The 22589-nt window shown below is 66.6% G+C and carries 19 protein-coding genes; 9 read left to right on the forward strand and 10 right to left on the reverse strand.

From position 1 onward, the window contains the following. The first annotated feature begins 51 nt into the window (after positions 1-51). Entirely contained in the window at positions 52-1032 is a 981-nt protein-coding gene (locus AC3WMU_RS08215) for a Bug family tripartite tricarboxylate transporter substrate binding protein (RefSeq protein WP_492282161.1), read from the forward strand. Positions 1033-1080: 48 nt separating this feature from the next. Here AC3WMU_RS08215 and AC3WMU_RS08220 read toward each other — a convergent pair whose 3' ends face one another. The 5 genes from AC3WMU_RS08220 to AC3WMU_RS08240 all read right to left on the reverse strand — a co-directional run bounded on the left by AC3WMU_RS08220 (position 1081) and on the right by AC3WMU_RS08240 (position 8241). After that, on the reverse strand, positions 1081-3528 hold the full coding sequence (locus tag AC3WMU_RS08220; RefSeq protein WP_492282162.1) for a TonB-dependent siderophore receptor: 2448 nt from the start codon (positions 3526-3528) through the stop codon (positions 1081-1083). A gap of 89 nt (positions 3529-3617) precedes the next feature. Continuing rightward, on the reverse strand, positions 3618-4580 hold the full coding sequence (locus tag AC3WMU_RS08225; RefSeq protein WP_280027473.1) for a FecR domain-containing protein: 963 nt from the start codon (positions 4578-4580) through the stop codon (positions 3618-3620). 6 nt (positions 4581-4586) lie between these two features. After that, positions 4587-5114 (reverse strand): sigma-70 family RNA polymerase sigma factor, encoded by a 528-nt coding sequence (locus tag AC3WMU_RS08230; protein WP_280027472.1) that lies wholly within the window; start codon positions 5112-5114, stop codon positions 4587-4589. Positions 5115-5216: 102 nt separating this feature from the next. Beyond that, positions 5217-7616 carry a catalase gene (locus tag AC3WMU_RS08235; protein ID WP_006223264.1) on the reverse strand — a complete coding sequence of 800 codons (2400 nt, stop codon included), beginning with the start codon at positions 7614-7616 and terminating at the stop codon, positions 5217-5219. 10 nt (positions 7617-7626) lie between these two features. Then, entirely contained in the window at positions 7627-8241 is a 615-nt protein-coding gene (locus AC3WMU_RS08240; RefSeq protein ID WP_006223265.1) for a hypothetical protein, read from the reverse strand. A gap of 267 nt (positions 8242-8508) precedes the next feature. Between AC3WMU_RS08240 and AC3WMU_RS08245 the strand changes: the two genes are divergently transcribed. The 5 genes from AC3WMU_RS08245 (at position 8509) to AC3WMU_RS08265 (ending at position 13604) form a co-directional block, all read left to right on the forward strand. Beyond that, positions 8509-10119 (forward strand): PepSY-associated TM helix domain-containing protein, encoded by a 1611-nt coding sequence (locus AC3WMU_RS08245; protein WP_492282163.1) that lies wholly within the window; start codon positions 8509-8511, stop codon positions 10117-10119. Further along, positions 10116-10466, forward strand: coding sequence for a DUF3325 domain-containing protein (locus AC3WMU_RS08250; protein ID WP_006223268.1), 351 nt, complete (start codon positions 10116-10118; stop codon positions 10464-10466). Before AC3WMU_RS08245 ends, AC3WMU_RS08250 begins: the two co-directional genes overlap by 4 nt. Before the next feature lie 145 nt (positions 10467-10611). Continuing rightward, a complete protein-coding gene (locus AC3WMU_RS08255) occupies positions 10612-12606 on the forward strand; it encodes a ribonucleoside triphosphate reductase (RefSeq protein WP_492282164.1) in 1995 nt (664 codons plus the stop codon). A 52-nt stretch (positions 12607-12658) separates the two neighbouring features. Next, positions 12659-12844, forward strand: a complete 186-nt coding sequence (nrdD, locus tag AC3WMU_RS08260; RefSeq protein WP_088588230.1) for an anaerobic ribonucleoside-triphosphate reductase — start codon at positions 12659-12661, stop codon at positions 12842-12844. Next, entirely contained in the window at positions 12810-13604 is a 795-nt protein-coding gene (locus AC3WMU_RS08265; RefSeq protein WP_492282165.1) for an anaerobic ribonucleoside-triphosphate reductase activating protein, read from the forward strand. The genes nrdD and AC3WMU_RS08265 overlap by 35 nt, the downstream gene beginning before the upstream one ends. Here AC3WMU_RS08265 and AC3WMU_RS08270 read toward each other — a convergent pair. After that, positions 13595-15013, reverse strand: a complete 1419-nt coding sequence (locus AC3WMU_RS08270) for an aminotransferase-like domain-containing protein (protein ID WP_088588231.1) — start codon at positions 15011-15013, stop codon at positions 13595-13597. The genes AC3WMU_RS08265 and AC3WMU_RS08270 overlap by 10 nt on opposite strands. Before the next feature lie 131 nt (positions 15014-15144). Between AC3WMU_RS08270 and AC3WMU_RS08275 the strand changes: the two genes are divergently transcribed. The 3 genes from AC3WMU_RS08275 to AC3WMU_RS08285 all read left to right on the forward strand — a co-directional run bounded on the left by AC3WMU_RS08275 (position 15145) and on the right by AC3WMU_RS08285 (position 18378). Continuing rightward, complete coding sequence (locus AC3WMU_RS08275) at positions 15145-16434, forward strand: hydroxymethylglutaryl-CoA reductase, degradative (protein WP_492282365.1); 1290 nt, start codon at positions 15145-15147, stop codon at positions 16432-16434. A gap of 79 nt (positions 16435-16513) precedes the next feature. Continuing rightward, complete coding sequence (locus tag AC3WMU_RS08280; protein ID WP_492282166.1) at positions 16514-16993, forward strand: hypothetical protein; 480 nt, start codon at positions 16514-16516, stop codon at positions 16991-16993. After that, entirely contained in the window at positions 16990-18378 is a 1389-nt protein-coding gene (locus AC3WMU_RS08285; RefSeq protein WP_006223276.1) for a tripartite tricarboxylate transporter permease, read from the forward strand. The genes AC3WMU_RS08280 and AC3WMU_RS08285 overlap by 4 nt, the downstream gene beginning before the upstream one ends. 6 nt (positions 18379-18384) lie before the next feature. Here AC3WMU_RS08285 and AC3WMU_RS08290 read toward each other — a convergent pair whose 3' ends face one another. The 4 genes from AC3WMU_RS08290 to AC3WMU_RS08305 are packed head-to-tail and all read right to left on the reverse strand — an operon-like array spanning position 18385 to position 22516. Continuing rightward, a complete protein-coding gene (locus tag AC3WMU_RS08290) occupies positions 18385-19284 on the reverse strand; it encodes an SMP-30/gluconolactonase/LRE family protein (protein WP_492282167.1) in 900 nt (299 codons plus the stop codon). A 10-nt stretch (positions 19285-19294) separates the two neighbouring features. Beyond that, positions 19295-20293: a Bug family tripartite tricarboxylate transporter substrate binding protein gene (locus AC3WMU_RS08295; protein ID WP_492282168.1), complete on the reverse strand. Its 999-nt coding sequence runs from the start codon at positions 20291-20293 to the stop codon at positions 19295-19297. A gap of 34 nt (positions 20294-20327) precedes the next feature. Next, positions 20328-21314, reverse strand: coding sequence for a Bug family tripartite tricarboxylate transporter substrate binding protein (locus AC3WMU_RS08300; RefSeq protein WP_492282169.1), 987 nt, complete (start codon positions 21312-21314; stop codon positions 20328-20330). Then, positions 21311-22516: a CaiB/BaiF CoA transferase family protein gene (locus AC3WMU_RS08305; RefSeq protein WP_492282170.1), complete on the reverse strand. Its 1206-nt coding sequence runs from the start codon at positions 22514-22516 to the stop codon at positions 21311-21313. The genes AC3WMU_RS08300 and AC3WMU_RS08305 overlap by 4 nt, the downstream gene beginning before the upstream one ends. Positions 22517-22589 lie beyond the last annotated feature (73 nt).

Below are 22589 nucleotides of genomic sequence, written 5' to 3' on the forward strand. Positions count from 1 at the left end.
ATGCGTCGTCCCTTTTTCGCTTTCCCCTTTTGACTGATCGAGAGCTTTGCCATGACCGCTAGATTTTGTGCCGCCGTGATGGCGTTCAACCTTGCCGTCGCCGCCTATGCGGGCGAGGCCCCTGCCGCGTATCCCGAACAGCCGATCAAGATCGTCGTGCCGTTCACGCCGGGCGGCGCCACCGATGCGGTGGCCCGGCTGCTGGCCAACAAGCTGTCGGGCAGCCTGGGGCAATCCGTGATCGTCGAGAACCGCCCTGGCGCGTCCACCGTGATCGGCGCCGACGCCGTGGCGCGCGCGCAGCCCGACGGCTACACCCTGCTGTTGTCGGGCAGCACGACCTATACCGTGCTGCCGGCGCTGAAATCGTCGTTGCCCTATGACCCGATGCACAGCTACGAACACATCGCCATCGTTGCGATGGCCCCGGTCGTGCTGTTGGCGCAGAACGGGCTGGCGGCCAATACGGTGCAGGAAGCCGCCGCGCTCGCCAAGCAGCAAAGCGACAAGGGCGGCCTGATGTACGGCACCTTCGGCCCGGGCTCCGCGCCCCACCTGGCTGGCGAAATGTTTGCCGAAGCCGTGGGCGCCAAGATGATGCCGGTGCCTTACAAAGGCAGCGCGCAATTGATCACGGCCATGATCGGCGGCGAGGTCGCGTTGGGCGTGGACACGGTGTCGTCGGCCGCGCCGCAAGTGCGCGCGGGCAAGGTCCGCGCGCTGGCCGTCACGGGCGAACACCGTGTACCGCAGTTGCCGGACGTGCCCACCTTCACCGAAGCGGGCATTGCCCAAGTGTCCTTTGTGGGCTGGTACGCGCTGGCCGCCCCCGCGCGCACGCCTGCGCCGGTCATCGACACGCTGAACCGCGCGGTTGCCAAGATCATGGAAGATCCGCAGGTGCGCCGCGCAGTGTCGGATCTGGCGCTGGAGCCGGTCTACCTGCCGGGCCAGGCGTTCCAGGAGCAGATCGCCCGCGAACTGCGCACGTTCGGCGACGTAGCCAAGCGCGCGAACATCACGCTGGACTGATCGGGACGGCCCAGCCGGACACGGCGTCCGGCCGGGCCCCCCGCCGGATCAATACTTGTAGTTCACGCCCAGCATGGCGCTGAACGGCGCGCCATAGTAGTTGCTGTAGACGTTGGTGCTGGCGTAGTACTTCTTGTCGAAGATGTTGTTCAGGTTCAAGGTTGCCGACCACTGGCGGTTGAACTGGTAACGCGCCATCAGGTCCACCAGCGCATAACCGCTTTGCGACGACTCCAGCGGCTGGCCGCCCGGGCCACGGCTGGAATAGTTGCTGCCGCTTTCCCAGCGCACCCCGCCGCCCACCGTCAGGGCGCTTAGATCGCCCGGCAGGCGATACGTGGTGTACAGCTTGGCGATGTGGCGCGGCAGGCCGACTTGCGTGATGAAACCTTGCGGCAGGCGGCGGTCCACATAGGCGTAGGAGAGCTGCATCTGCCAGCCCGGCGTCAGTTCGCCGGTGATTTCGGCTTCCACGCCCCGCATCACCGCGCCGTCGACGGCCACGTAGGCGTTGTCGCCATTCGGGGCCAGACGGTCGCCGTCCAGCATGGCGTAGTTGTCCTGACGGGTCCGGAACAAGGCCAGCGAGCCATTCAGGCGACCGTCCAGGAACGCCGACTTCAGGCCAATCTCATAGGTATTGCCCTTGATGGGTTCCAGCACGCCGCCCGTCACGCTTTGCGCCTGCTGGGGCTGGAAGATGCTCGTGTAGCTGGCATAGGCGGACAAGGTGCTGGTCAGGTCGTAGACGATGCCGGCATAGGGGGTGTAGACGCCCTGCTCACGCATGTTGTCCGGGTAGGACGACCCATCGGTGTAGTTGTAGGACGCCTGTTGATCCCACCACGTCACCCGCGATCCCAGCACCACGGACAGCGCGTCGGTCGGACGCAGCCGGACCGCGCCATAGATCGACGCCTGCTTTTCGGTGTAATAGCGCTTGCCGGTCGACTGCCAGTCCGGTTCGGGCATGTCGCCATTCCACTGGCGGATGTCGGGAATCTTGGGGTCGTAGCCCGGCGCGGTCCAAAGCGGATAGGTGTCGTAGTCGCCCTTGGTGCGCGATGCGCTTGCGCCCACCACCAGGTCATGCTGGCGGCCGAAGGCGTCGAAGGCGCCGGTCAGGCTTGCGTCGACTGCATTCTGGGTCTTGGGAATGGGCCATTTGGCCACCCACACCGACGCACCCTGGCCCGTCGTCGGGTTGGCCCAGCCGTTGCTGCTGAACCAGCCATAGGTGCGGTCGTTGTCGTCGCCGGTGCGGGACACGGTTACCGAACCCTTCCACAACGGCGCGAACTCGTGGTCCAGCGTGGCGAACACGTTGTAGCGCGTGCGGTCCTGGCGGCTCCAGTTGGTCGCCGAGTTGAAGCGCTGCGGGAAATCCGTTTTGGTGCCGTCCGCATAAGCGGCCGGAAAGCCGAAGTACGAGCATGCCGTGCACTTCTTGCGCTGATATTCCGCGCCAAGCGTCAGCAGGGTGCTTTCGGCCAGATCCGCCTCGACCACGCCGTAAAGCAATTGCGAATCCTGCTTGACGCGGTCAACGAACGAACCGCCCTCCTGCCACGCGCCGACCAGCCGGCCCCGCAGCTTGCCCGATTCGTCCAGCGGACTGCCCAGGTCGAATTCCGTGCGCTTGTAGTCCCAGGAACCGACGGCCGCGCCCACGCCCGCCTCGAACTCGCGGGTGGGCCGCTTGCGCACCAGGTTGATCGACGCCGCGGGGTTGCCCGCGCCGTTCAACAGGCCGGTGGAACCGCGCACCACTTCGATCCGGTCGTACAGCGCGGTGTCCAGCCCCAGGGCATTGAAGTCCTTGTGCGTGGGCACGCCGTCCACCTGCATGTTGGTGATTTCCATGCCGCGGGCGTACAAGCCCTTTTCGTTGTCGTCGGCCGACCCCTTTTTCTTGAAGGTCAGGCCCGGCGTGTTGGCGATGGCGTCCTCCAGGGTGTTAAGCCCCTGGTCCGACAGGCGCTGGCGCGTCATCACCGAAACCGATTGCGGTGTCTCACGCAGGGTCATCGGCAGCTTGGTGGCGGTGGTGGACAGGCCCACCGTGTACGAGTCCGTGCCTTCGCTGGGCGCGGGCTCGCGCGAGCCCAGCACTTCGACCGGGGCAAGCGTCTGCGCACCGGCCACGCGCAGGCCGTAGTTGTTGCCGCCCTGGCTGACAGCCTCCAGCCCGGTGCCCGCCAGCATGGCCGCCAGGCCCGAGGCAATGCCGTAATCGCCTTGCAGGCCGGCGCTTTGCTTGCCTTGCGTCAGCTGGGCGTCGAAAGACAGCACCACGCCCGCCTGGGCGGCAAAGCGGCCCAGCGCCAGGCCCAGCGGGCCCGCGGGCACATCGTAGCGGCGGGCGGCGTCGGCTGACGGCGCGGCTTGCGCCAGCGCAGGCGGCGCCGACGCCAGCCCCATCAGGGCGACAAAGACGGCGCGCGCGATCGGCGCCAGCGGACCGGGATGGCAATGGAAAGACGTAGTGAAAGGCATAAGCTCGAGGTTTTCCGTGAATCAAATCCGACGTAATCCCTGCTAAGTCGGACGAGCACGGAAAAAGGACAATGCCAGGCGAAAATAAATCAACCGCGGGCGACGACCCGGGTGTAATAGCGGGTGAAACGCGACACCCGGACGGGCAGCGCGCGTTCCACGGCGGCCAGCGCGCGGTCGGTGTCGTCGATCGGGAACGCGCCCGACACCCGCAGCGACGCGACCGCCTCGTCGCAGCTGAGGCGGCCGGGACGGTAACGGTCCAGCTGCGCAATGAAGTCGTCCAGGCGCAAGCCATCCACGATCAAGAGGCCGCGGGTCCAGGCGTCGGGTTCGCCCGTGACGGCGCCGTCATGGCGGGCGCCCGCCCCTTCCAGCACGCCCTGTTCGCCCGCATTCAGGACCAGCGGCGGCCTTCCGTCCAGGGGCAGCAGTTCGACCGCATGCCGCAGCACCGCGACGCGCGTCTGCGTGTCTTGCCGGTTGACGGTGAAACGCGTGCCCAGCGGGCGCACCGTGCCGTGCAGCGTTGTCACGCGCAAGGGCGGCAAGCCCTGCGCGGCGTGTTCGGTATCAATCAGGATCTCGCCCGCGTGCACGGTGATATGGCGGCCGCGCGTGTCCACGGCCACGTCCACCGCGCTGGCGCTGTCCAGCCACAGCAAGGTGCCGTCCGTCAGGACCAGTTCACGTCGTTCGCCCGTTCCCATGCGGTAGTCGGCCAGATAACTGGCCGCCATCCGCTCGACCGGTAGCGTGCGCCAGGCCACCAGGCCGCCGGCGCCAAGCAGCGCCACCGCCCCCAGGCCGTTACGCAGCACGGCGCGCCGCCGCGTGAAGTGATGGTCGGCCCGGTACAGCGTATCGGCGGCCAGCCGCGCAGGCGCCGCGCCCAGCGTGCCGCGCAGCCGTTCGACCTGCCGCCAGATGCGGGCATGTTCCGGGTCGGCCGCCAGCCAGCGGCCATGCGCTGCCACATCGGCCGCGCTGACGTCATCGGCGCATAGCCGCGCATACCATTGCGCCGCCGCGGTAATTGTCTTGTCCGCCATCGCCGCCTACTGTCGTTCCAGGGCGTAGACCAGGCAGTGCTCGGTCGCGCGCGCCATGTACTTCTTGACCGAGCTGACCGTCACGCCCAGCTTGGCCGCGATGTCGGCATAGCTTGCGCCTTCCAGCTGCGACATGAGGAAAGTGCGCCGCACCTTGTCGCCCAGGCCGTGCAGCATGGCGTCGATTTCGCGGATGGTTTCCAGCAGTATGGCCTGCGTCTCGGGCGAGATCGCATGGGCCTCGGGCTGCTGCGCCAGGGTTTCCAGCCAGGCCCGTTCCAGCACCTGGCGGCGAATGTGGTCGACCAGCGTGCGTTGCGCCACCGTGGCCAGAAAGCTGCGCGGCTGCCGCACGCCCTGCAATTGGGCCATGGACGCGGGCGAAGCCAGCAAGCGGAGGAAAGTGTCTTGTGCCAGGTCGGCGGCCTCGGCGGGCACGCTCAGGCGGCGCAACAACCAGCCGCGCAGCCAACCGTGATGGTCGCGATAGAGCAAGCCCAGCTCGCGGTGCTCCAGAGATTCCGAGGACGACATGGCCGTAGCGCGACCGCTTCCTGATTTTTAAGAATGGGAATTGTAATCATTATTGATGATGGCGGGCAATTGCCCGCCATCTTCCCGGATGCCTGCCCGCCGCTACACCATGGGCGGCACCGTTTCACGCTCGGGGTGCCGGTGCTTGGCCAGCGCCTCGATGAACAGGCCCGCGCTTTTCGCCGGCGAGCCGCCGCCCATCAGCAGGCCTCCGTCCGACTCGTCAGGCGCAATGCCCGCCGATCCGAACAACTGCCCGCCCCGTCCCAACGCCAGCAGCGTCTTGCCGTGGCGGAAGGCGTCGCGCAGGAATTCCAGCGCCCGCCCGTCCGTCTGCAAGCGCCCCACGGCGCCCTCGCCGCCCGGGACGATGGCCCCATCGAACAGCCCCGAAGGGTGGTTGTCCAGCGACGCGTCCGCGTCCAACGTGCTGCCGTCCTCGGCCTGCACGGGGCCGATGCGCTGGCCCACCAGCCGCACCACCACGCCTGCCTTGATCAGCGCATCCGCCACGGCCGACACGGCCGCGCCGTCCACGCCTTCGGCCACCAGGATGGCGACCTTGCGCGTGGCGACGCCGCCATCGCCCGGTCTTGCGGTCAGCGACAGCGTCGGCGACACCTCGACCTCGGGCTTGGGCGGCTCGGCGATGGCGCGCGGCAAGGGCTCGGGCAAGGCCATGCCCAACTGGTCGGCCACGGCCATGGCCAGCTCGTCCGACACGTTGCGCAGCGACGCCACCATGCGCTGCCGGATTGCCGGCACCGTCAGCTTGCTTAGCTCAAAGGCGAAAGCGTTGATGATGTGCTGCTGTTCCCAGTCGGTCTGGCTATTGAAGAACAGCGTGGCCTGGTTGTAGTGCTCGGCGAACTTCTCGGGATGGCCGCGCAGTTCGTCGCCCGTCACCGGTTCCGGGAATGGCACGAAACCTTCCATGCCGGCCTGGAACGGGCAGCCGCCCGCCAGCGAATTCGGTTCATAAGCCACCCGTCCGCGATGGATGGCCTGGCGATGCATGCCGTCGCGCTGGTTGTTGTGCACCGGGGCAAGCGGCGCATTGATGGGGATCTCGTGGAAATTCGGGCCGCCCAGGCGCGAGATCTGCGTGTCCACGTAAGAATGGATGCGCCCGGCCAGCAGCGGGTCATTGGTGAAATCCACCCCCGGCACGACGTGCGCCGTGCAGAAGGCGACCTGCTCCGTCTCCGCGAAGAAGTTGTCGGGGTTGCGGTCCAGCACCATCCGCCCGATGGGCCTGACCGGCACCAGTTCCTCGGGCACGATCTTGGTGGCGTCCAGAACGTCGAAGCTGAAGCGTTCCGCCTCTTCTTCTGTAAAGACCTGCACGCCCAGTTCCCACTCTGGGCCGTTGCCGGCGTCGATGGCTTCCCACAAGTCGCGCCGGTGAAAGTCGGGGTCGGCCCCCGACACTTTGACCGCTTCGTCCCACACCTGGGAATGCGTGCCCAGCACGGGATTCCAGTGAAATTTCACCAGCCGCGATTCGCCTTCGGCGTTGACGAAGCGGAACGTGTGCACCCCGAAGCCCTGCATCATGCGGTAGCTGCGCGGAATGCCGCGGTCAGACATCACCCACATCAACATGTGCGTGGATTCCGGCATCAGCGACACGAAATCCCAGAACGTGTCGTGGGCGGATGCGGCTTGGGGCATGCCATGATGCGGCTCGGCCTTCACCGCGTGCACCAGATCCGGGAACTTCATCGCGTCCTGGATAAAGAAGACGGGGATGTTGTTGCCCACCAGGTCCCAATTGCCTTCATCGGTGTAGAACTTCACCGCGAAGCCGCGCACGTCGCGCGCCGTGTCCTTGGAGCCGCGTTCGCCCGCCACGGTAGAGAAGCGCACGAACACCGGCGTGCGCTTGCCCTTTTCGGCGAACAGCGACGCGGCCGTCAGGTCGGTCAGCGCCTCGTAGCATTCGAAGTAGCCGTGGGCGGCCGAGCCGCGCGCGTGCACGATGCGTTCAGGGATGCGCTCATGGTCGAAATGCGTGATCTTCTCGCGCAGGATGAAGTCTTTCAGCAAGGCCGGGCCACGCAAGCCCGCCTTGAGCGAATGCTGGTTGTCTGCGACGCGCACGCCCTGATTCGTGGTCATCATCTGATCGCCGGCATCCGAGCGCACGCGCGCCAGCCGGCCATCCACGGCATTCACGCCCGGGGCGGCCGCGTCGACGGTCTTGTCCGAGACCTCGCTTTCCGACAAGGTGCTGGCGCCCACGGACGGATCGGCAAGGGGTACGTGCGCACCGGTGACCGGGCAGCGTGCCGCCTCGGCGCCGTATTCGGCGGCCTTGTCGGCATTGTGGGGGATGGCCGCCACCGTGGCGCCCACGGCAGCGGCTCGCTTTAGGGCCGGATGGCCGGGCTTGCCGGCGGGACCAGCAGCGGGACCGCTATCGGTATTCATATAAGCGGTGTCGAGTGCACCGCCGCCCTTGCCTGCGGGGGGCTTGCCTGCGGGTTTCTTGCTTGCCATGGTCGGTCTCCTAGTGTTTCAGCATCTTGTCGCGCGACTGTTCGGCGCGGGATGCGCCGATCGCGGATTCCACCTGTTTGACCTCTTCGGGCGGCGGCAGCACGGCCGGAAAGCCCAACGACTCGATCCACAGTTCGCGGGACCAGCCTTGCGTGTGATACAGGTGATGGTCTTCGTCGGTCGCGACGGCGTCATAGGCCTGCTTCAGGATCTTGGCTTCCTTGCCCGTGTGCTGGTCGGCAATCACCCCGATCAGCGACCAATTCGCGTGATCCTTCGTTTCGGCCAGCACCACGCACTCGGTCGCCACCAGCTGCGCGGCATCCGGGTCCCCTGCACTGACCGCCATCTTCATGGCCTTGACCAGCGATTCGCCCAGATGACGGACCACCTCGCGGCCCGGCGTCTGGGTTTCGGGGTCGAGTCCCAGTTGTTCAAATACGGTCAAAAGGACGCGGTGGTGCGTGCGCGTTTCTTCCAGGTATTCCTTCCACTCTTTCTTCAGGTCGTCGTTGATGGCACAGGACACCGCGGTCTCGTAGACGGACAGGCCGCCGATCTCGGTCTCAAGCGCCTGATAGAGCAGTTCGTGGATCTGCTGGGCGTTTCCGGCTTTGTGTTTCATCAGGGGGCTCCTTGTTCAGTGGCACCTGCGGCCTGACCGGCCAGGGGCGGACAGTCAAGCGGATGAGGCGCCACTACAGCAATCCCCATGCCTGATCACGCAACGCCTGCCTTCGCGAAACGGGTGGGCCCGGAATCCTTAGCATCGCAACTCCGGCCCCAATTCGCTTAGAATTGGAACCATTCTCAATAAAATCAAAATCCGTCCGGCTCGCGGCGGCAACAACGAATAAAGAGGCTCGTTCTGAAATCCGGTTTCCGCCTATCCATGGCCTGGTTGCATACCTGGGTCGGCCTGTGGTTTTCCTGGCTGCTGTTCACGGTGTTCCTGACAGGGTCGCTGGCCGTGTTTTCCGAGCCCATCACCCACTGGATGACGCCCGAGCACCACGCGGCCGAAGCCCTGGCCGCCCAGCAGGAAAGCGCGCCCGTGGACCGCGCCCGCCGCCTGGAGCTGGCGATCGACTACATGTCTCGCAAGCACGCAGGCGCCGAGATGTGGGAGATCTGGCCCGTCAACCGCTCCCACGAAAACAGCCTGTCGGTCTATTGGTTCGACCAGAACGGCCAGTACGCCGATGCGGAACTGGACCCCGCGACCGGCGCCGAAATGGATGACCATCACGACGAGGAAGGCCGCGCCACGATGGGCGGCACGCACTTCGTGAACTTCCACTACACGCTGCACGAAAGCCATTACGGCCTGTGGATCGTGGCCTTCGCCACCATGGCGATGCTGGTGGCGCTGATTTCGGGCGTGGTCACCCACAAGCGCATCTTCAAGGACTTCTTCACGTTCCGCGTGAAAAAGGGGCAGCGTTCGTGGCTGGACGCGCATAACGCGGTCGCCGTGCTGACCCTGCCCTTCCAGTTCATGATCGCGTACACCGGCATCGTGATCTCCAGCGCCGAACTGATGCCTGCCCCGGTTGCCGCCCAATACGGCGCCGGCATGGAAGGCACCCGCCTGTACCTGGCCGAGATGCAGGGCGAAGTCAAACCGCTGCGCACCGGCACGCCGCTTGCAATGCCTAAGCTGGAACCCATGGTGGCCCAAGCCGAAGCGCTGATCGGCCAGGCCGCGCGCGCCATCGTCATCAACAACCCCGAAGACAGCTCCATGCGGATTGCGGTCTACGGCTGGAACGAAGACCGCGACACCTTCCACAACATCAGCGCCACCACCGGCATGGCCGAATTCTCGGGCGCCACGGGCGAACTCCTGCGCACGCGGCCCGCCGGCGGCGTCAATGGCGGCACGCCCGCGCTGGTGCGCCAGGTGATGAGCGACCTGCACATGGCGCGCTTTGGCGGGCTGGCCATCCAGTGGCTGTACTTCATCTGCGGGCTGGCGGGCGCCGCCATGATGGGCACGGGCGCCGTGCTGTTCATGGTGAAGCGGCGCGCCAAGCTGGGCAACGAATTCGGCGGCGCCACGGCGCGCATGTACCGGCTGTTCGAAGGCCTGAACGTAGCCGCGCTGGCCGGCCTGGCCGTGGCGTGCGTCAGCTACTTCTGGGCCAACCGCCTGCTGCCTGTGGCGCTGGAGAACCGGGTGCTGTGGGAACTGCGCTGCTTCTTCGGCGTATGGGCGCTGATGCTGGCGCTGGCCTGGCTGTGCAGCCCGCGCCGTGCATGGATCTCGCAACTGGGCTTGTTGGCAGCGCTGTGCCTGCTGCTGCCGGTAATGTCGTTCGCGTCGCTGGGCGACCATGTGTTCGCGCAGATCGCACGCGGCGATTGGGAAAGCGCCGGCGTTGAACTGACGGCCGTCGCCTTTGGCGTACTATCCGCCTGGGCGGCCATCCGTTTGTGGAAGAAGCCCCTGTCCGCGCCCGCCCAGCGCAAACCCCGCGCGAACCAAGAGGCAGCGGCATGAACATGAACGACGTATTCGCCATTGTGATGGCTTTGCTGCTGACCTACTCGGGCATGGCCTGCCTGAGCCTGGCGATGCCGCGCCATTACGACCAGGTCTGGGGCCGTGATCCATCGGCCGGCCATACGCGCGTGCTGCGCGGCGCCGGCGTGCTGTTGCTGGCGCTGGCGCTCCTGCCTTGCGTCGGCCTGTGGGGCAATACGGTGGGCGTGGTCGCGTGGCTGGGCTGGCTGTCCGCGGGCGCGCTGCTGTGGGTGGGCATGCTGTCCTGGGCGCCGCGTCCGGCCGCCAGCACCGCCGCCCTGGCGGTGGCCATTTCGCTGGCGGGCATCGGCATCGGCTTCTGAGGCCCATTGGGCACTGCGCTTTGCGCGGGCCCCTTCCCTGTGTTTGACCCGCATCAAACCAGGCTGATATCGCGCGCAAGCTACGCGCCGATAGCACCATATGTGGTGGTAGAGTTTTCACACCCCACTACATATGGTGTCAATAATGCCTATCCAACACATCCTCAAGCGTGACGGCCGCGTCGCGGACTTTGATCGCGACAAGATCGCGCACGCCATGGCGGCGGCCGGAACCAGCACCGGGGAGTTGGATCTGGCGGGCGCGCAGGCGCTGACCGATATCGTCATCAGCGCCTTGGCGGACCAACCCTGCCCCGGCGTCGAAACCATCCAGAACCGCGTCGAAGAAGCCCTGGTCAAGGCGGGCCACTGGCGCACCGCCCGCGCGTACATCGTGCACCGCGAACAGCATGCCAGGTTGCGCTCGCTGCGCCACACCCTGGTGGATGTGGAAAGCGCCATGGAGGAATACCTGGACCAGCGCGACTGGCGCGTCAACGCCAACGCCAACCAGGGCTACAGCCTGGGCGGCCTGATCCTGAACGTGGCGGGCAAGGTCACCGCCAACTACTGGCTGTCCATCGTCTTTACGCCCGAAGCGGGCCAGGCGCACCGCGACGGCGACATCCACATCCACGACCTGGACATGCTCAGCGGTTATTGCGCCGGCTGGTCGCTGCGCCGTTTGCTGACCGAAGGCTTCAACGGCATTCCCGGCAAGGTGGAATCCACCCCGCCCAAGCACATGTCGGCCGCCATCGGCCAGATCGTCAACTTCCTGGGCACGTTGCAGAACGAATGGGCCGGCGCACAGGCCTTCAGTTCCTTCGACACCTACATGGCGCCCTTCATCCGCCGCGACGCGATGACGTACGCCGAGGTGAAGCAAGCCATGCAGGAACTGATCTTCAACCTGAACGTGCCCAGTCGCTGGGGCACGCAGACGCCGTTCACCAACCTGACCTTCGACTGGACCTGCCCGGCCGACCTGAAGGAACAGGTGCCCTACGTGGGCGGCCAGGAAATGCCCTTCTGCTATGGCGACCTGCAGGCCGAAATGGACATGATTAACCGCGCCTACATTGAAGTGATGATGGCCGGCGACGCCAAGGGGCGCGTGTTCACGTTCCCCATTCCCACCTACAACATCACGCCCGACTTCGACTGGAACCATCCCAACACCGACCGCCTGTTCGAAATGACGGCGCGCTACGGCCTGCCCTATTTCCAGAACTTCCTGAATTCAGACCTGGAACCCCATATGGTGCGGTCCATGTGCTGCCGCCTGCAGCTCGACCTGCGCGAACTGCTCAAGCGCGGCAACGGCCTGTTCGGATCGGCGGAGCAGACCGGATCGGTAGGCGTGGTCACCGTCAATTGCGCCCGTCTGGGCTACACCTGCCAAGGCGACGAGGCGAAGTTGATGGCGCGCCTGGATACGCTCCTGGGCCTGGGGCGCGACGTGCTGGAGACCAAGCGCAAGGTGGTGCAGCGCTACATCGACCAGGGCCTGTACCCCTATACCCGGCGCTACCTGGGCACCTTGCGCAACCACTTCAGCACGCTGGGCGTGAACGGCATCAACGAGATGATCCGCAACTTCACGCATGATGCCGAGGACGTGACCACCGCCGCCGGCCATGCGCTGGCCGTGCGCCTCCTGGACCGCGTGCGCGACCGCATGACCGAATTCCAGGAGCAGACCGGTCACCTCTACAACCTGGAGGCTACGCCCGCCGAAGGCACGACCTACCGCTTCGCGCGCGAAGACAGGAAGCGCTATCCCGGCATCCTGCAGGCGGGGTCCGACGCCCAGCCCTACTACACCAATTCCAGCCAGTTGCCGGTGGGCCATACCGACGACCCGTTCCACGCACTGCAACTGCAGGAAACGCTGCAAAGCAAGTACACGGGCGGCACCGTGCTGCATCTGTACATGAACGAAGCCGTATCGTCCGCCGAAGCATGCAAGCAGCTGGTGCGCCGCGCGCTGTCGAATTTCCGGCTGCCGTACATCACGGTCACACCCACGTTCTCGATCTGCCCCAACCACGGTTATCTGGCCGGGCATCACGAGTTCTGCCCCAAGTGCGACGCGGAACTGTTGGCCAAGCAATCCGCGTGCTGCGCACCCGCCTAGCGCGCGACATCCCGCCGGGCGCAAGCCCGGCCTTCACCCCAAGGAGTCCTCGATGCAAACCTTGACCGTCCCCGCCCCCACCGCCGCGGCACCCGTCCTGCAACTGGACGACAGCCAGCGCGTGCGCTGCGAAGTCTGGACCCGAGTGATGGGCTACCACCGTCCCGTCTCTTCCTTCAACACCGGCAAACAAGGCGAATTCAATGAACGCCGCTTCTTCGTCGAGCAACGCGCCTGAAGGCGCGCCTCAACACGCTGAGTCCGGTACGCGCAGGCTGGCCGCAAGGCCGGCCTACGCGGCCCCGCCCCAGCCCGTTGTCCAACCGCTGCCGCGGCATTCGCCCGCCATCGGCGGGCTGGTGCCCTTTTCCACGGTGGACTGGCCCGGGCAACTGGCCGCCGTCGTCTTCATCTCGGGCTGCCCCTGGCGCTGCCATTACTGCCACAACACCGAATTGCAAACCCGCGCCGCCCGGTACGACTGGCGCCAAACGCGAGCCTTCCTGGCCACGCGCACCGGCCTGCTGGACGCCGTGGTGTTCTCGGGCGGCGAGCCTTTGAGCGAACCCCGGCTGCCGGCGCTGATCCGCGACGTGCGGCGCATGGGATATCGGGTGGGCCTGCACACGGCGGGCATCTATCCCTTGCGCCTGGCCGATGTGCTGCGCCATCTGGATTGGGTCGGGCTGGACATCAAGGCCGATGCGCAGGGCTACGACGACATTACCGGCCGCCGCGATTCCCAGCGCCCCGCGCTGGCCTGCCTGACGCAACTGCTGTCCGCCGGCACGGAGTTCGAATGCCGCATCACCTGGCATCCCGACTGGCTGGATGAAACGCGGCTGCTGGCGCTGGCCCGCGAATTGGCGCGCCGCGGCGTGCGGCGCTTTGCGGTGCAAGGCGCGCGCAGTTCGACCGGCACCCCGCCCGGCCGTGCGCTTAGCACGCAGGGGCAAGCCCGGCTGACTGAGTGGTTTGCGGAATTCGCCTATCGCTGAGCCAACAACGCCGCCAGCGTCGCATGAAAGCGTGGCGATCCGATCGCCCCGACGTTGCAGCGCGACCAGGGCGATGTGGCCGTCGGGTCCACGCTGAACACGCGGCCGGGCGCCATGATGACCTTTTCGGGCATCAGGTCGGCCGCCAACGTCAGCGAATCGGACACGCCGGGAAACGCCGACCACAGGTAAAGCGAACTGCCGGGCCGCGCAAAGACCTCGGCTCCCAACGAATCCAGCACCTGCAGGGCATGGCCGGTGGCGGCCTCCAGCCGTTGCCGCAGCCTGACCAGATGTCGCTCGTAATGCCCGTCGCGCAGCATCACATCCACCATGCGTTCGCAGTATTCCGAACTGCTGACGTGCACCAGGGCTTTCAGGTCGGCCAGGTCGCTGGCCAGCGCCGCGTTGCAGGCGATGAAGCCCACTCGCAGCGCCGCTGAAAACGATTTCGAGAAGCTCCCGATATAGATGGTGCGCTCCAACTGGTCGAGTGCCGACAGCCGGACCGCGGACGTGGGCTTGAAATCGGCCAGCGAGTCGTTTTCCACCACCATCAGGTTGTAGCGCTCGGACAACTGCAGGACCTTATAGGCCTTGGCCAGCGAAATATCGGAACCAGTAGGGTTGTGCGCCAGCGACTGCGTGAAGAACAGCCGCGGCTTTTCGCGCTGCAACAAGGCTTCCAGCGCCACCACGTCGGGCCCATCGGACAGGCGCGGCACGCCCAGCATGCGCACGCCCGCCAGCTTCAGCTTGCCGAACAGGGGGTAGTACCCCGGGTTGTCCACCAGCACCGTCGCGCCCGGCGGCACGAAGTAGCGGATCACCAGATCCATGGCCTCGTTCGCGCCGTGCGTCAGTACCAGTTGCCGGGGCGCCACGTTCACGCCGACGTCGCCCAGTTTGCGCACCAGGCTTTCGCGCAGCGGCGCGTAGCCGAAGCGGCTGCCATAGCGGAACAAGGCGCCCAGGCCTGTGCGCACCACCTTCTGGTGATAGCGATCCATGCGCATGTCGGCCAGCCACTCCACGGGCGGAAAGCCGTCGCCCGCCTGCACTGCGTCAGGCTGCGTCTTGAGTTGCTCACGCATCAGCCACACGATGTCCATCGCGCGGCTTAGCTGCCCGGGTTCCTCGTCAGCCGTCTTGCGCGCGAAATCACCGTCCAGCACGAAGAAGCCCGCGCCGCGCCGCGGTTCCACCAGCCCTTGGGCCACCAGCATTTCAAACGCCACGACCACGGTGTTCTTGGCGTACCGGTGCAGCTGCGAGAGCTCACGCAAAGACGGGAGTTTGTCGCCCGGCCGGTACACGCCGTCGGCAATCTGCTGGCCGATCAGCTTGGCCAGGCTTTCGGCGATGGGCGCGGCGCGCGGCCGCCTGCCCGGTTTGCTTGCGTCTTCCATGCGTTGTTTTCCGCTTGAGTCCGGGCCAGAATTGGTGCAGTGCGATGGTACTGTTTGCCCAAACTGTACCTCTCAATAGCGGTACAGTTTACCTAGAATCAGGCCACTTAATTCTTATACGGAGACCTGCCATCGTGGCCGATTCACGCTTGCCCAACTTTCGCGCGCTGACCCCTGCGCAACGCCTGGCCGCGATTGCGGACGCCGCTTCGCTGACCCCTGAAGAACAGCAGTTGCTGGCCCGACCGGGCGCGCTGGGCCTGGACCGTGCCGACGGCATGATCGAAAACGTCATCGGCGCGTTCGAACTGCCGCTGGGCGTGGCGGGCAACTTCCAGGTCAATGGCCGCGACGTGCTGGTGCCAATGGCGGTGGAAGAACCGTCCGTCGTGGCGGCAGCCTCTTTCATGGCGAAGCTTGCGCGCGAATGCGGCGGCTTCGAGACGTCCAGCAGCCGTCCGCTGATGCGTGCCCAGGTCCAGGTGCTGGGCCTGACGGACCCGCATGGCGCGCGCCTGGCGCTACTGCGCGAACGCGAGCGCATCGTCACGCTGGCCAACAGCCGCGACAAGGTGCTGATTGGCCTGGGCGGCGGCTGCCAGGACCTTGAAGTCCATGTCTTTCCCGACACCCCGCGCGGCCCGATGATCGTGATGCACCTGATCGTAGACGTGCGCGACGCGATGGGCGCCAACACCGTCAACACCATGGCCGAGGCCGTGGCGCCGCTGGTCGAAGAAATCACCGGCGGCTCGGTGCGCCTGCGCATCCTGTCCAATCTGGCCGACCTGCGGCTGGCGCGCGCCCGCGTGCGCCTGACGCCCCAGGTGCTGGACACCAAAGACCGTAGCGGCGCCGAGATCATCGAAGGCGTGCTGGACGCCTACACCTTCGCCGCCGTCGACCCCTACCGCGCCGCCACGCACAACAAGGGCATCATGAACGGCATCGACCCCGTCATCGTGGCCACCGGCAACGATTGGCGCGCGGTGGAGGCCGGCGCGCACGCCTATGCCGCCCGCTCGGGCCGCTACACGTCGCTGACGCAATGGGAAAAGGACACCTCCGGCGCGCTGGTCGGCACGATCGAGATGCCCATGCCCGTGGGCCTGGTGGGCGGCGCGACCAAGACGCATCCGCTGGCCAAACTGGCGCTGAAGATCATGGACGTGAAATCGGCGCAGGAACTGGGCGAAGTGGCGGTCGCCGTCGGCCTGGCGCAGAATCTGGGCGCGTTGCGCGCGCTGGCCACCGAAGGCATCCAGCGCGGCCACATGGCGCTGCATGCCCGCAACATCGCATTGGTGGCCGGCGCCGTGGGCGCCGAGATCGATACCATCGCCAAGCGCATGGCGGCGGAGCAGGACGTCCGCACCGACCGCGCGCTGGCCTTGCTGGAGGAACTGCGGCAGTCGCGATAAGCCCGGCCGGCCCCGGCCATATAAGAACAGAGGCGGCGCGCGGCATGGCCCGCGCCGCTCGACCATAACGGAGAGAGACATGGAAGCAAAATCCCCGGCGCCATCCTGGCGCCTGGCCGAGGTATGGAGCGACACCGTGGACCTGCGCCAACTGGCGTGGGCCATCGGCATCGGCATCACCATCAGCGTGGCGGGTTTCTATGCCGCCAGCCGCTGGTTGCGCGGCATGGTCGCGTCCCCCGAACTTGCGCACGCCTACGCCATGCTGGCGGGGTTGGCCGGCTGCGTGATCGCCGGCGTCATCTGCGCGCGCCTGTTCCCGCCCAAACGCGAAGTCATCGAACACACCTCCACCCATGACCCCGCCTGGCGCGCCGAAGTGCTGGCCGAACTGGCCGAGCAGCCCGGCGGCCTGGGCACGCTGGCCGATCTTCCGGAAGCGGTCGTGCGCGAGCTGAAGGAACTGGACCTGTACGACCTGTTCACCGAGCCGCCCACCGCCCAGACGTCCGCCGCGCCCGCCCGCCCCCTGGGCGCATCCAAGGAGGCACTGGCATGAGCGATCCCGCCCTGCTTGAACAAATCATGGTGGCCGCCGCGATGGGGCTGCTGGGCGCGGTGGTGTTCGCCGCGATCGGCCTGGTATCCGGCACCGACGAAACCACGACGCTAGCCCCTCTGACCTTGCTGGTGGTGCTGCTGGGCGTACCGCCCGCCGGCGTATTCACCTTCTTCCTGGCCGGCGCGGTGGCCAAGCACATGACGCACGCCGTGCCCACTGCCCTGCTTGGCATTCCCGGCGACACGCTGGCCACACCACTGCTGCAGGACGCGAACATGCTGCGCAAGCTGGGCGTGCCGCACATCGCCCTGCGCAAGATGGTGTCCGGCGCCATCGTGGCCGCCTTTGTCGCCGTGCCGCTGGCCGTGCTGTTCGCCGTGCTGCTGGCGCCGTTCGGCGCCGCCATCACCAAGTCCGCGCCGTGGATCTTCCTGGCGGCGGCTGTGCTGATCGCCTATTTCTCGGCTGGCCGCTGGGCCGCGGTGGCGCTGCTGGTGCCCTTCGTGGTCGTCATCATCGCGCTGCAAAGTCTGACGGCCAAGTACGGCGTCAAACTGAGCATCAGCTATTTCCTGGGCATCGCCATCGGCCCGCTGATCGCAGACCTGTTCACGGTGATCTCGCCGATGGGCCGCGCGAAGATGATGCGCGACAAGGTGCGCACGTTCTCGCTGGCGCCTGACGTCAAGGGCTGGTCGGGCTACTTCCCCAACCCCTTGAAGGTGATGGACCGCACGCAGACGCGCTGGACGCTGGCCACGGCGGCGATTTCCAGCGCCACCTTCGTGTTCAGCCCCGTCGCAATGACCGTGGTGCTGGGCGAACTGGTCGGCTCGCGCATCAAGCACGCCTACCATCGCCTGACGACGGTGCTGTCGGCGCGCAATGGCGTCACCGAAGCCACCTACATCGCCGAGGCGCTGATTCCGCTGATCGCCTTCGGCCTGCCGCTAAGCCCCGTTGCCGCCGGCCCTGCCGCCCCGCTCTTCAACGCCCCGCCGCGCTTTACCGTGGATGCCGCCACGGGCCAGACGCACAATCTGCACAACCTGCTGAACCACTGGGAATTCCTGGGCTACGGCATGCTGGCAGTGCTGCTGGCGGCGCTGGTGTCCTACCCCTTTGCGATGAACTTCGCGCGCCGCGCCGCGCTGTTCGTGTCGCGCAAGGTCAGCCACGAAGCCATCATCGCCACGTTCGTGGGCCTGATCATCGTGATCAGCATCTGGGAAGGCCAATTCCTGGGCCTGCTGGTGATCCTGACGATGGGCCTGTTCGGCGGCCTGCTGTCGCGGCTGTTCGGCTTCAATACCGGCGTGCAGTTCATGGGGTACTACACCGCCGTGCTGTCGGTGCCCGCCATCGTGAAGTTGATGGCGTAGGCCTCCCTAGTCCGGCAACGGCGCCTCCAGGATCGCCCCGGTCGCGGATTCCGTCATCACGACGGAACCGCCGCCGGGGCGTATCGCCACATTGGTGACGGTGCTGGCGCCGAGTGGGCTTTTCAGGAAGTGCGTGACCTCGCCCCGCGTATTCAGCACGAAAACACCTCCCAAGCTGGCGTGGGCCACCAGCAACCGGCCGTCCGGCGTGGTTGCCAGGCCATCCGGCCCGCTGGTACCGAAAAACGTCCGGAACGCCCCCATCTTGGTGATGGAGCCATCCGGCATCACGGGCGCCCGCCACACCTGATTGGCCCGGGTCACCGCCACGAAGAGCACCTTTTCCTCGGCGTCCAGGGCGATGCCATTAGGACTGGGCGCGTTCGCCAGCAGCAAGTCCAGGCGGCCGGCGTCGGCATCGTAGCGGTAGACGCGCCCCTGCGGGTCGTGCAGCCCGGTCTGCCCCTGATCCGTGAAATACAGCCTGCCGGCCCGATCGAAAACCAGGTCATTCACGCCCTTGAACGACTCGCTGTTGCGGTGCCCCAGCACCGTTTCCACCTGGCCGCTCGCCATGTCGCAACGCAGGATGCCCAGCCGGTAGTCAGCCACCCACAAGCTGCCGTCGCGATGCAGCGCCAGCCCGTTGGGCCAGCCACCGGTTTCGGCGACCGTGTGCCAGTCGTGCATGCCGTCGACCCGCAGAATGCGCCCATGCGGAATGTCCGTTACATAGAGCGCGCCCGACGCGTCGAACACCGGCCCTTCCAGAAAGCAGTCGACGATATGGCCCGCCTTGTTGGCGTCGGCCCACGCGCTGCGCTGCTTGCGCCGCAAGCCTTCAGGCAGGATGGCGATGACGTGTGCCTCGATGACGACGGGCGGCGTGAAGTCCAGATTCCACATGGCAACCCCCTTATTCCGGCTTGATACCGACGCGTTTTCCCACGTCCGCCCAAAGCACGACCTGCTGCTGGACATAGCCGCCGAACTCGCCCACGGTCATCGACCGGTGCTGCGCGCCTTGGCGCGCCATGTTCTCGCGCATCGCCGGGTCGCTCATCACCTGGGAGACCAGGCGATTCATCTTGTCGACGATGGCAGGCGGCGTGCCCTTCGGCGCGGCCAGGCCGAACCAGTTCAGCACCTGATAGGACGGCAAGCCCGCTTGGGCGAACGTCGGTACGTCAGGCAACGTCGCCAGGCGCGCGTCGCCGCTGACGGCAAGCGCCCGCACGCGGCCGCCTTGCACAGGCGGAATTGCGGTGGGCGCCGCCGTGACCAGCACGTCGATCTGCCCGGCCATCACGTCCGCCAGCGCCGCGCCGGCGCCCCGGTACGGAATATGCGTCAGCGAAATGCCGGCTTCGCTCTTGAACATCTCGGCCGCCAGATGTGTCGAACTCGCCTGGCCGCCGGACCCGTAATTCAGCTTGCCGGGATGGGCGCGCGCATAGGCCACCAACTGCTCCATCGTCTTGAAGGGCGACTTCTCCGGCACCAGCAGCACCAGCGGCGTTTCAATGATCTCGCTGACGTGGATCAGGTCGTTCCGGTAATCCCACGGCAGCTTCGCGAACAGCAGCGGCAGCATCGTGTAGGTGGTGTCCGTCACCAGGAAAGTGCTGCCGTCGGGCGCCGACCGCACCACTTCCTGGGTGGCGATCGTGCCGGACGCGCCGGTCTTGTTATCGACGATGAACGTCTTGCCCGTCGCCTCGGACAGCTTCTGCGCGACCTGGCGCGCGGCGTAGTCCGTCGTGCCGCCAGGCGAATACGGCACGACCAGCCGCACGGGCTTATCGGGCCAGGCGGCCGCGTCGCCCGCGGCGTGGACCGGCAGGCAGGCCATGCCGATTAGGGCGGCGGCCAACAGGCGGGGCATGGCGCGCCCGCGCTTGAAAATGGATTTCATCGGGTTGTCTCCTTCGGGGTTCTGGCTGGCCGCTTCAAGAGGCGGTCTGGATATTGGCCTCGCGGATCAGGCGGGCCCACTTCTGCTGTTCCTGCAGGATGTATTGCTGCGCCGCCTCGGGTGTGCCGCCCATCGCGGTGCTGCCTTCCGCGGTGAATAGCGCCACCGTGGCCGGATCGGCCAGTACCTTTTCCACGACGCCGTTCACCGCCTGGATCACCTCGCGGGGGGTGCCGGTCGGCGCCACCAGCGCCTTCCAATCCAGCGCCTCGAAGCCGTCGAAGCCGGACTCGGCCACCGTAGGGACGTCGGGCAGGATCGGCAGCCGCGCCCGCGCGGTCACGGCCAAGGGGCGCAGCACTTTACCTTTCAGCATTTCCTGCGCGGCCTGCGGCGTGGCGAACATATAGTCGGTGTTTTCGCCCAGCAGGTCGTTCAGGGCCGGGGCCGCGCCGCGGTACGGCACGTTCAGCACTTCGAACTTCGCCTGGTACGCCAGCAGCTCGCCCGCCAGATGGCCCACCGTGCCCGACCCCGCCAGGGCCTGCTTGATAGAGCCGGGCGCGGCGCGGGCGTCACGCACCAGATCCGCCAGCGTGTTCCAGCGCGCGTTGGCCTTCACCACCAGCACCACGGGCAGCGACGCGATCAGCGCGACGGCGGCGAAATCCTTGCCCGCGTCAAACGGCATCTTCGGCATCAGCGCCGGATTGATGGCCAGGTTGGAGGTCTGCCCCAAGCCCAGCATGAACCCGTCGGGCTTGGTCTTGGCCACATAGTCCAAGCCGATGTTGCCGCCAGCGCCCGGGCGGTTTTCGACCACGACCGACCAGCCGGCCAGGCCGGTGATCTTGGCGGCGATGGCGCGGGCCACCGAATCTGTTCCGCCGCCGGGCGTGTACGGCACGATCAGCCGGATCGGCCGGCCATCGGGGTAGCCGCCGGCCGTCTGCGCCCACAACGGCAATGCCGCCGTGCAGAGGGCTGCGCCCAGGAATGAGCGTCGGGATAGCGTGATCATGAGGGTTTGTCTCCTTGTGTAATGTGCCTTGCCTTCAAGGCCGCGATTTCATCGTCGCGATAGCCGGCGGCGCGCAAGAGCTCGTCGGTGTGTTCGCCCACGGCCGGTGGCTGCAGGCGGATGGGCGGCTGGACGCCGTCCAATGTCAGCGGGGCCAGCGGCACCCGGGTTTCGCGGCCGTCCGGCAACGTGACCGGCGCAAGCCCGCCCGTGGCCTTCAGGTGCGGATCGTCGAAGAGCTGCTCGGGCCGGGTGATGGGCGCGAACGGCAGGCCCTCTTGTTCGAACCGGGCCGCCAGTTCCGACGCGCGGTAGCCGGCCAGATGCGAACGCAGCTGCGGCATCAGCCAATCGCGGGCCTGCACCCGGTCGTTGTTCGTCTTCAGGCGCGGGTCCGCCAACCATTCCCCCAGGCCGAACGCGCGGCAGAAAATGTCCCATTGCTTGTCGCTGACGACCGCCAGGAACACCTGTTCGCCATCCTTCACCGTGAAGACGTCGTACACGGCCCATGCGGAAATGCGGCTGGGCATCGGCGCCGGCGCATTCCCCGTCATGGCGTGCTGCATCATGTGCTGCCCCACCAGGAAGACGTTGTTTTCGAATAGCGAAGCCTGCACTTCCATGCCCACGCCGGTATGTTCGCGTTGGGCCAGCGCCGCCATGGCCCCCATCGCGCCGAACATGCCGCCCATGATGTCGTTGACGCTGGCGCCGGCGCGCAGCGGATCGCCGGCGCGGCCCGTCATGTAGGCCAGCCCGCCCATCATCTGCACCACCTCGTCCAGGGCGGTCCGGTTCTCGTACGGCCCCGGCAGGAACCCCTTGTGGCTGACATAGATCAGCCGGGGGTTGCGCGCCTTCAGCGCGGCGTACCCCAAACCCAGTTTTTCCATCACGCCGGACTTGAAGTTCTCGCTGACCACGTCGGCCGAATCGATCAGGCGAAGCGCGGCCTCGATGCCTTCTGGCTGCTTCAGGTCCAGCGCGATGCTCTTCTTGTTGCGGTTGAACATGGGGAAGAAACCCGCGCCCGAGCCCAGCAGCCGGCGCGTGGAATCGCCCCCCATCGGTTCGACCTTGATGACCTCGGCGCCCAGGTCCGCCAGCAGCATGCCGCAGGTGGGCCCCATCACCATGTGGGTGAACTCGATGACGCGGATGCCTTCGTACGGAAGGCGGGACGGGGAACGGCTGGACATATGAGGCACCTTAAAAAGGAATGGATCGACGCCCTGCGGCAGGCTTCAGGCAAAGCGCCGCCCTGCGCGGCCG

The organism is Achromobacter sp. FW305-C-13 (assembly GCF_058783475.1).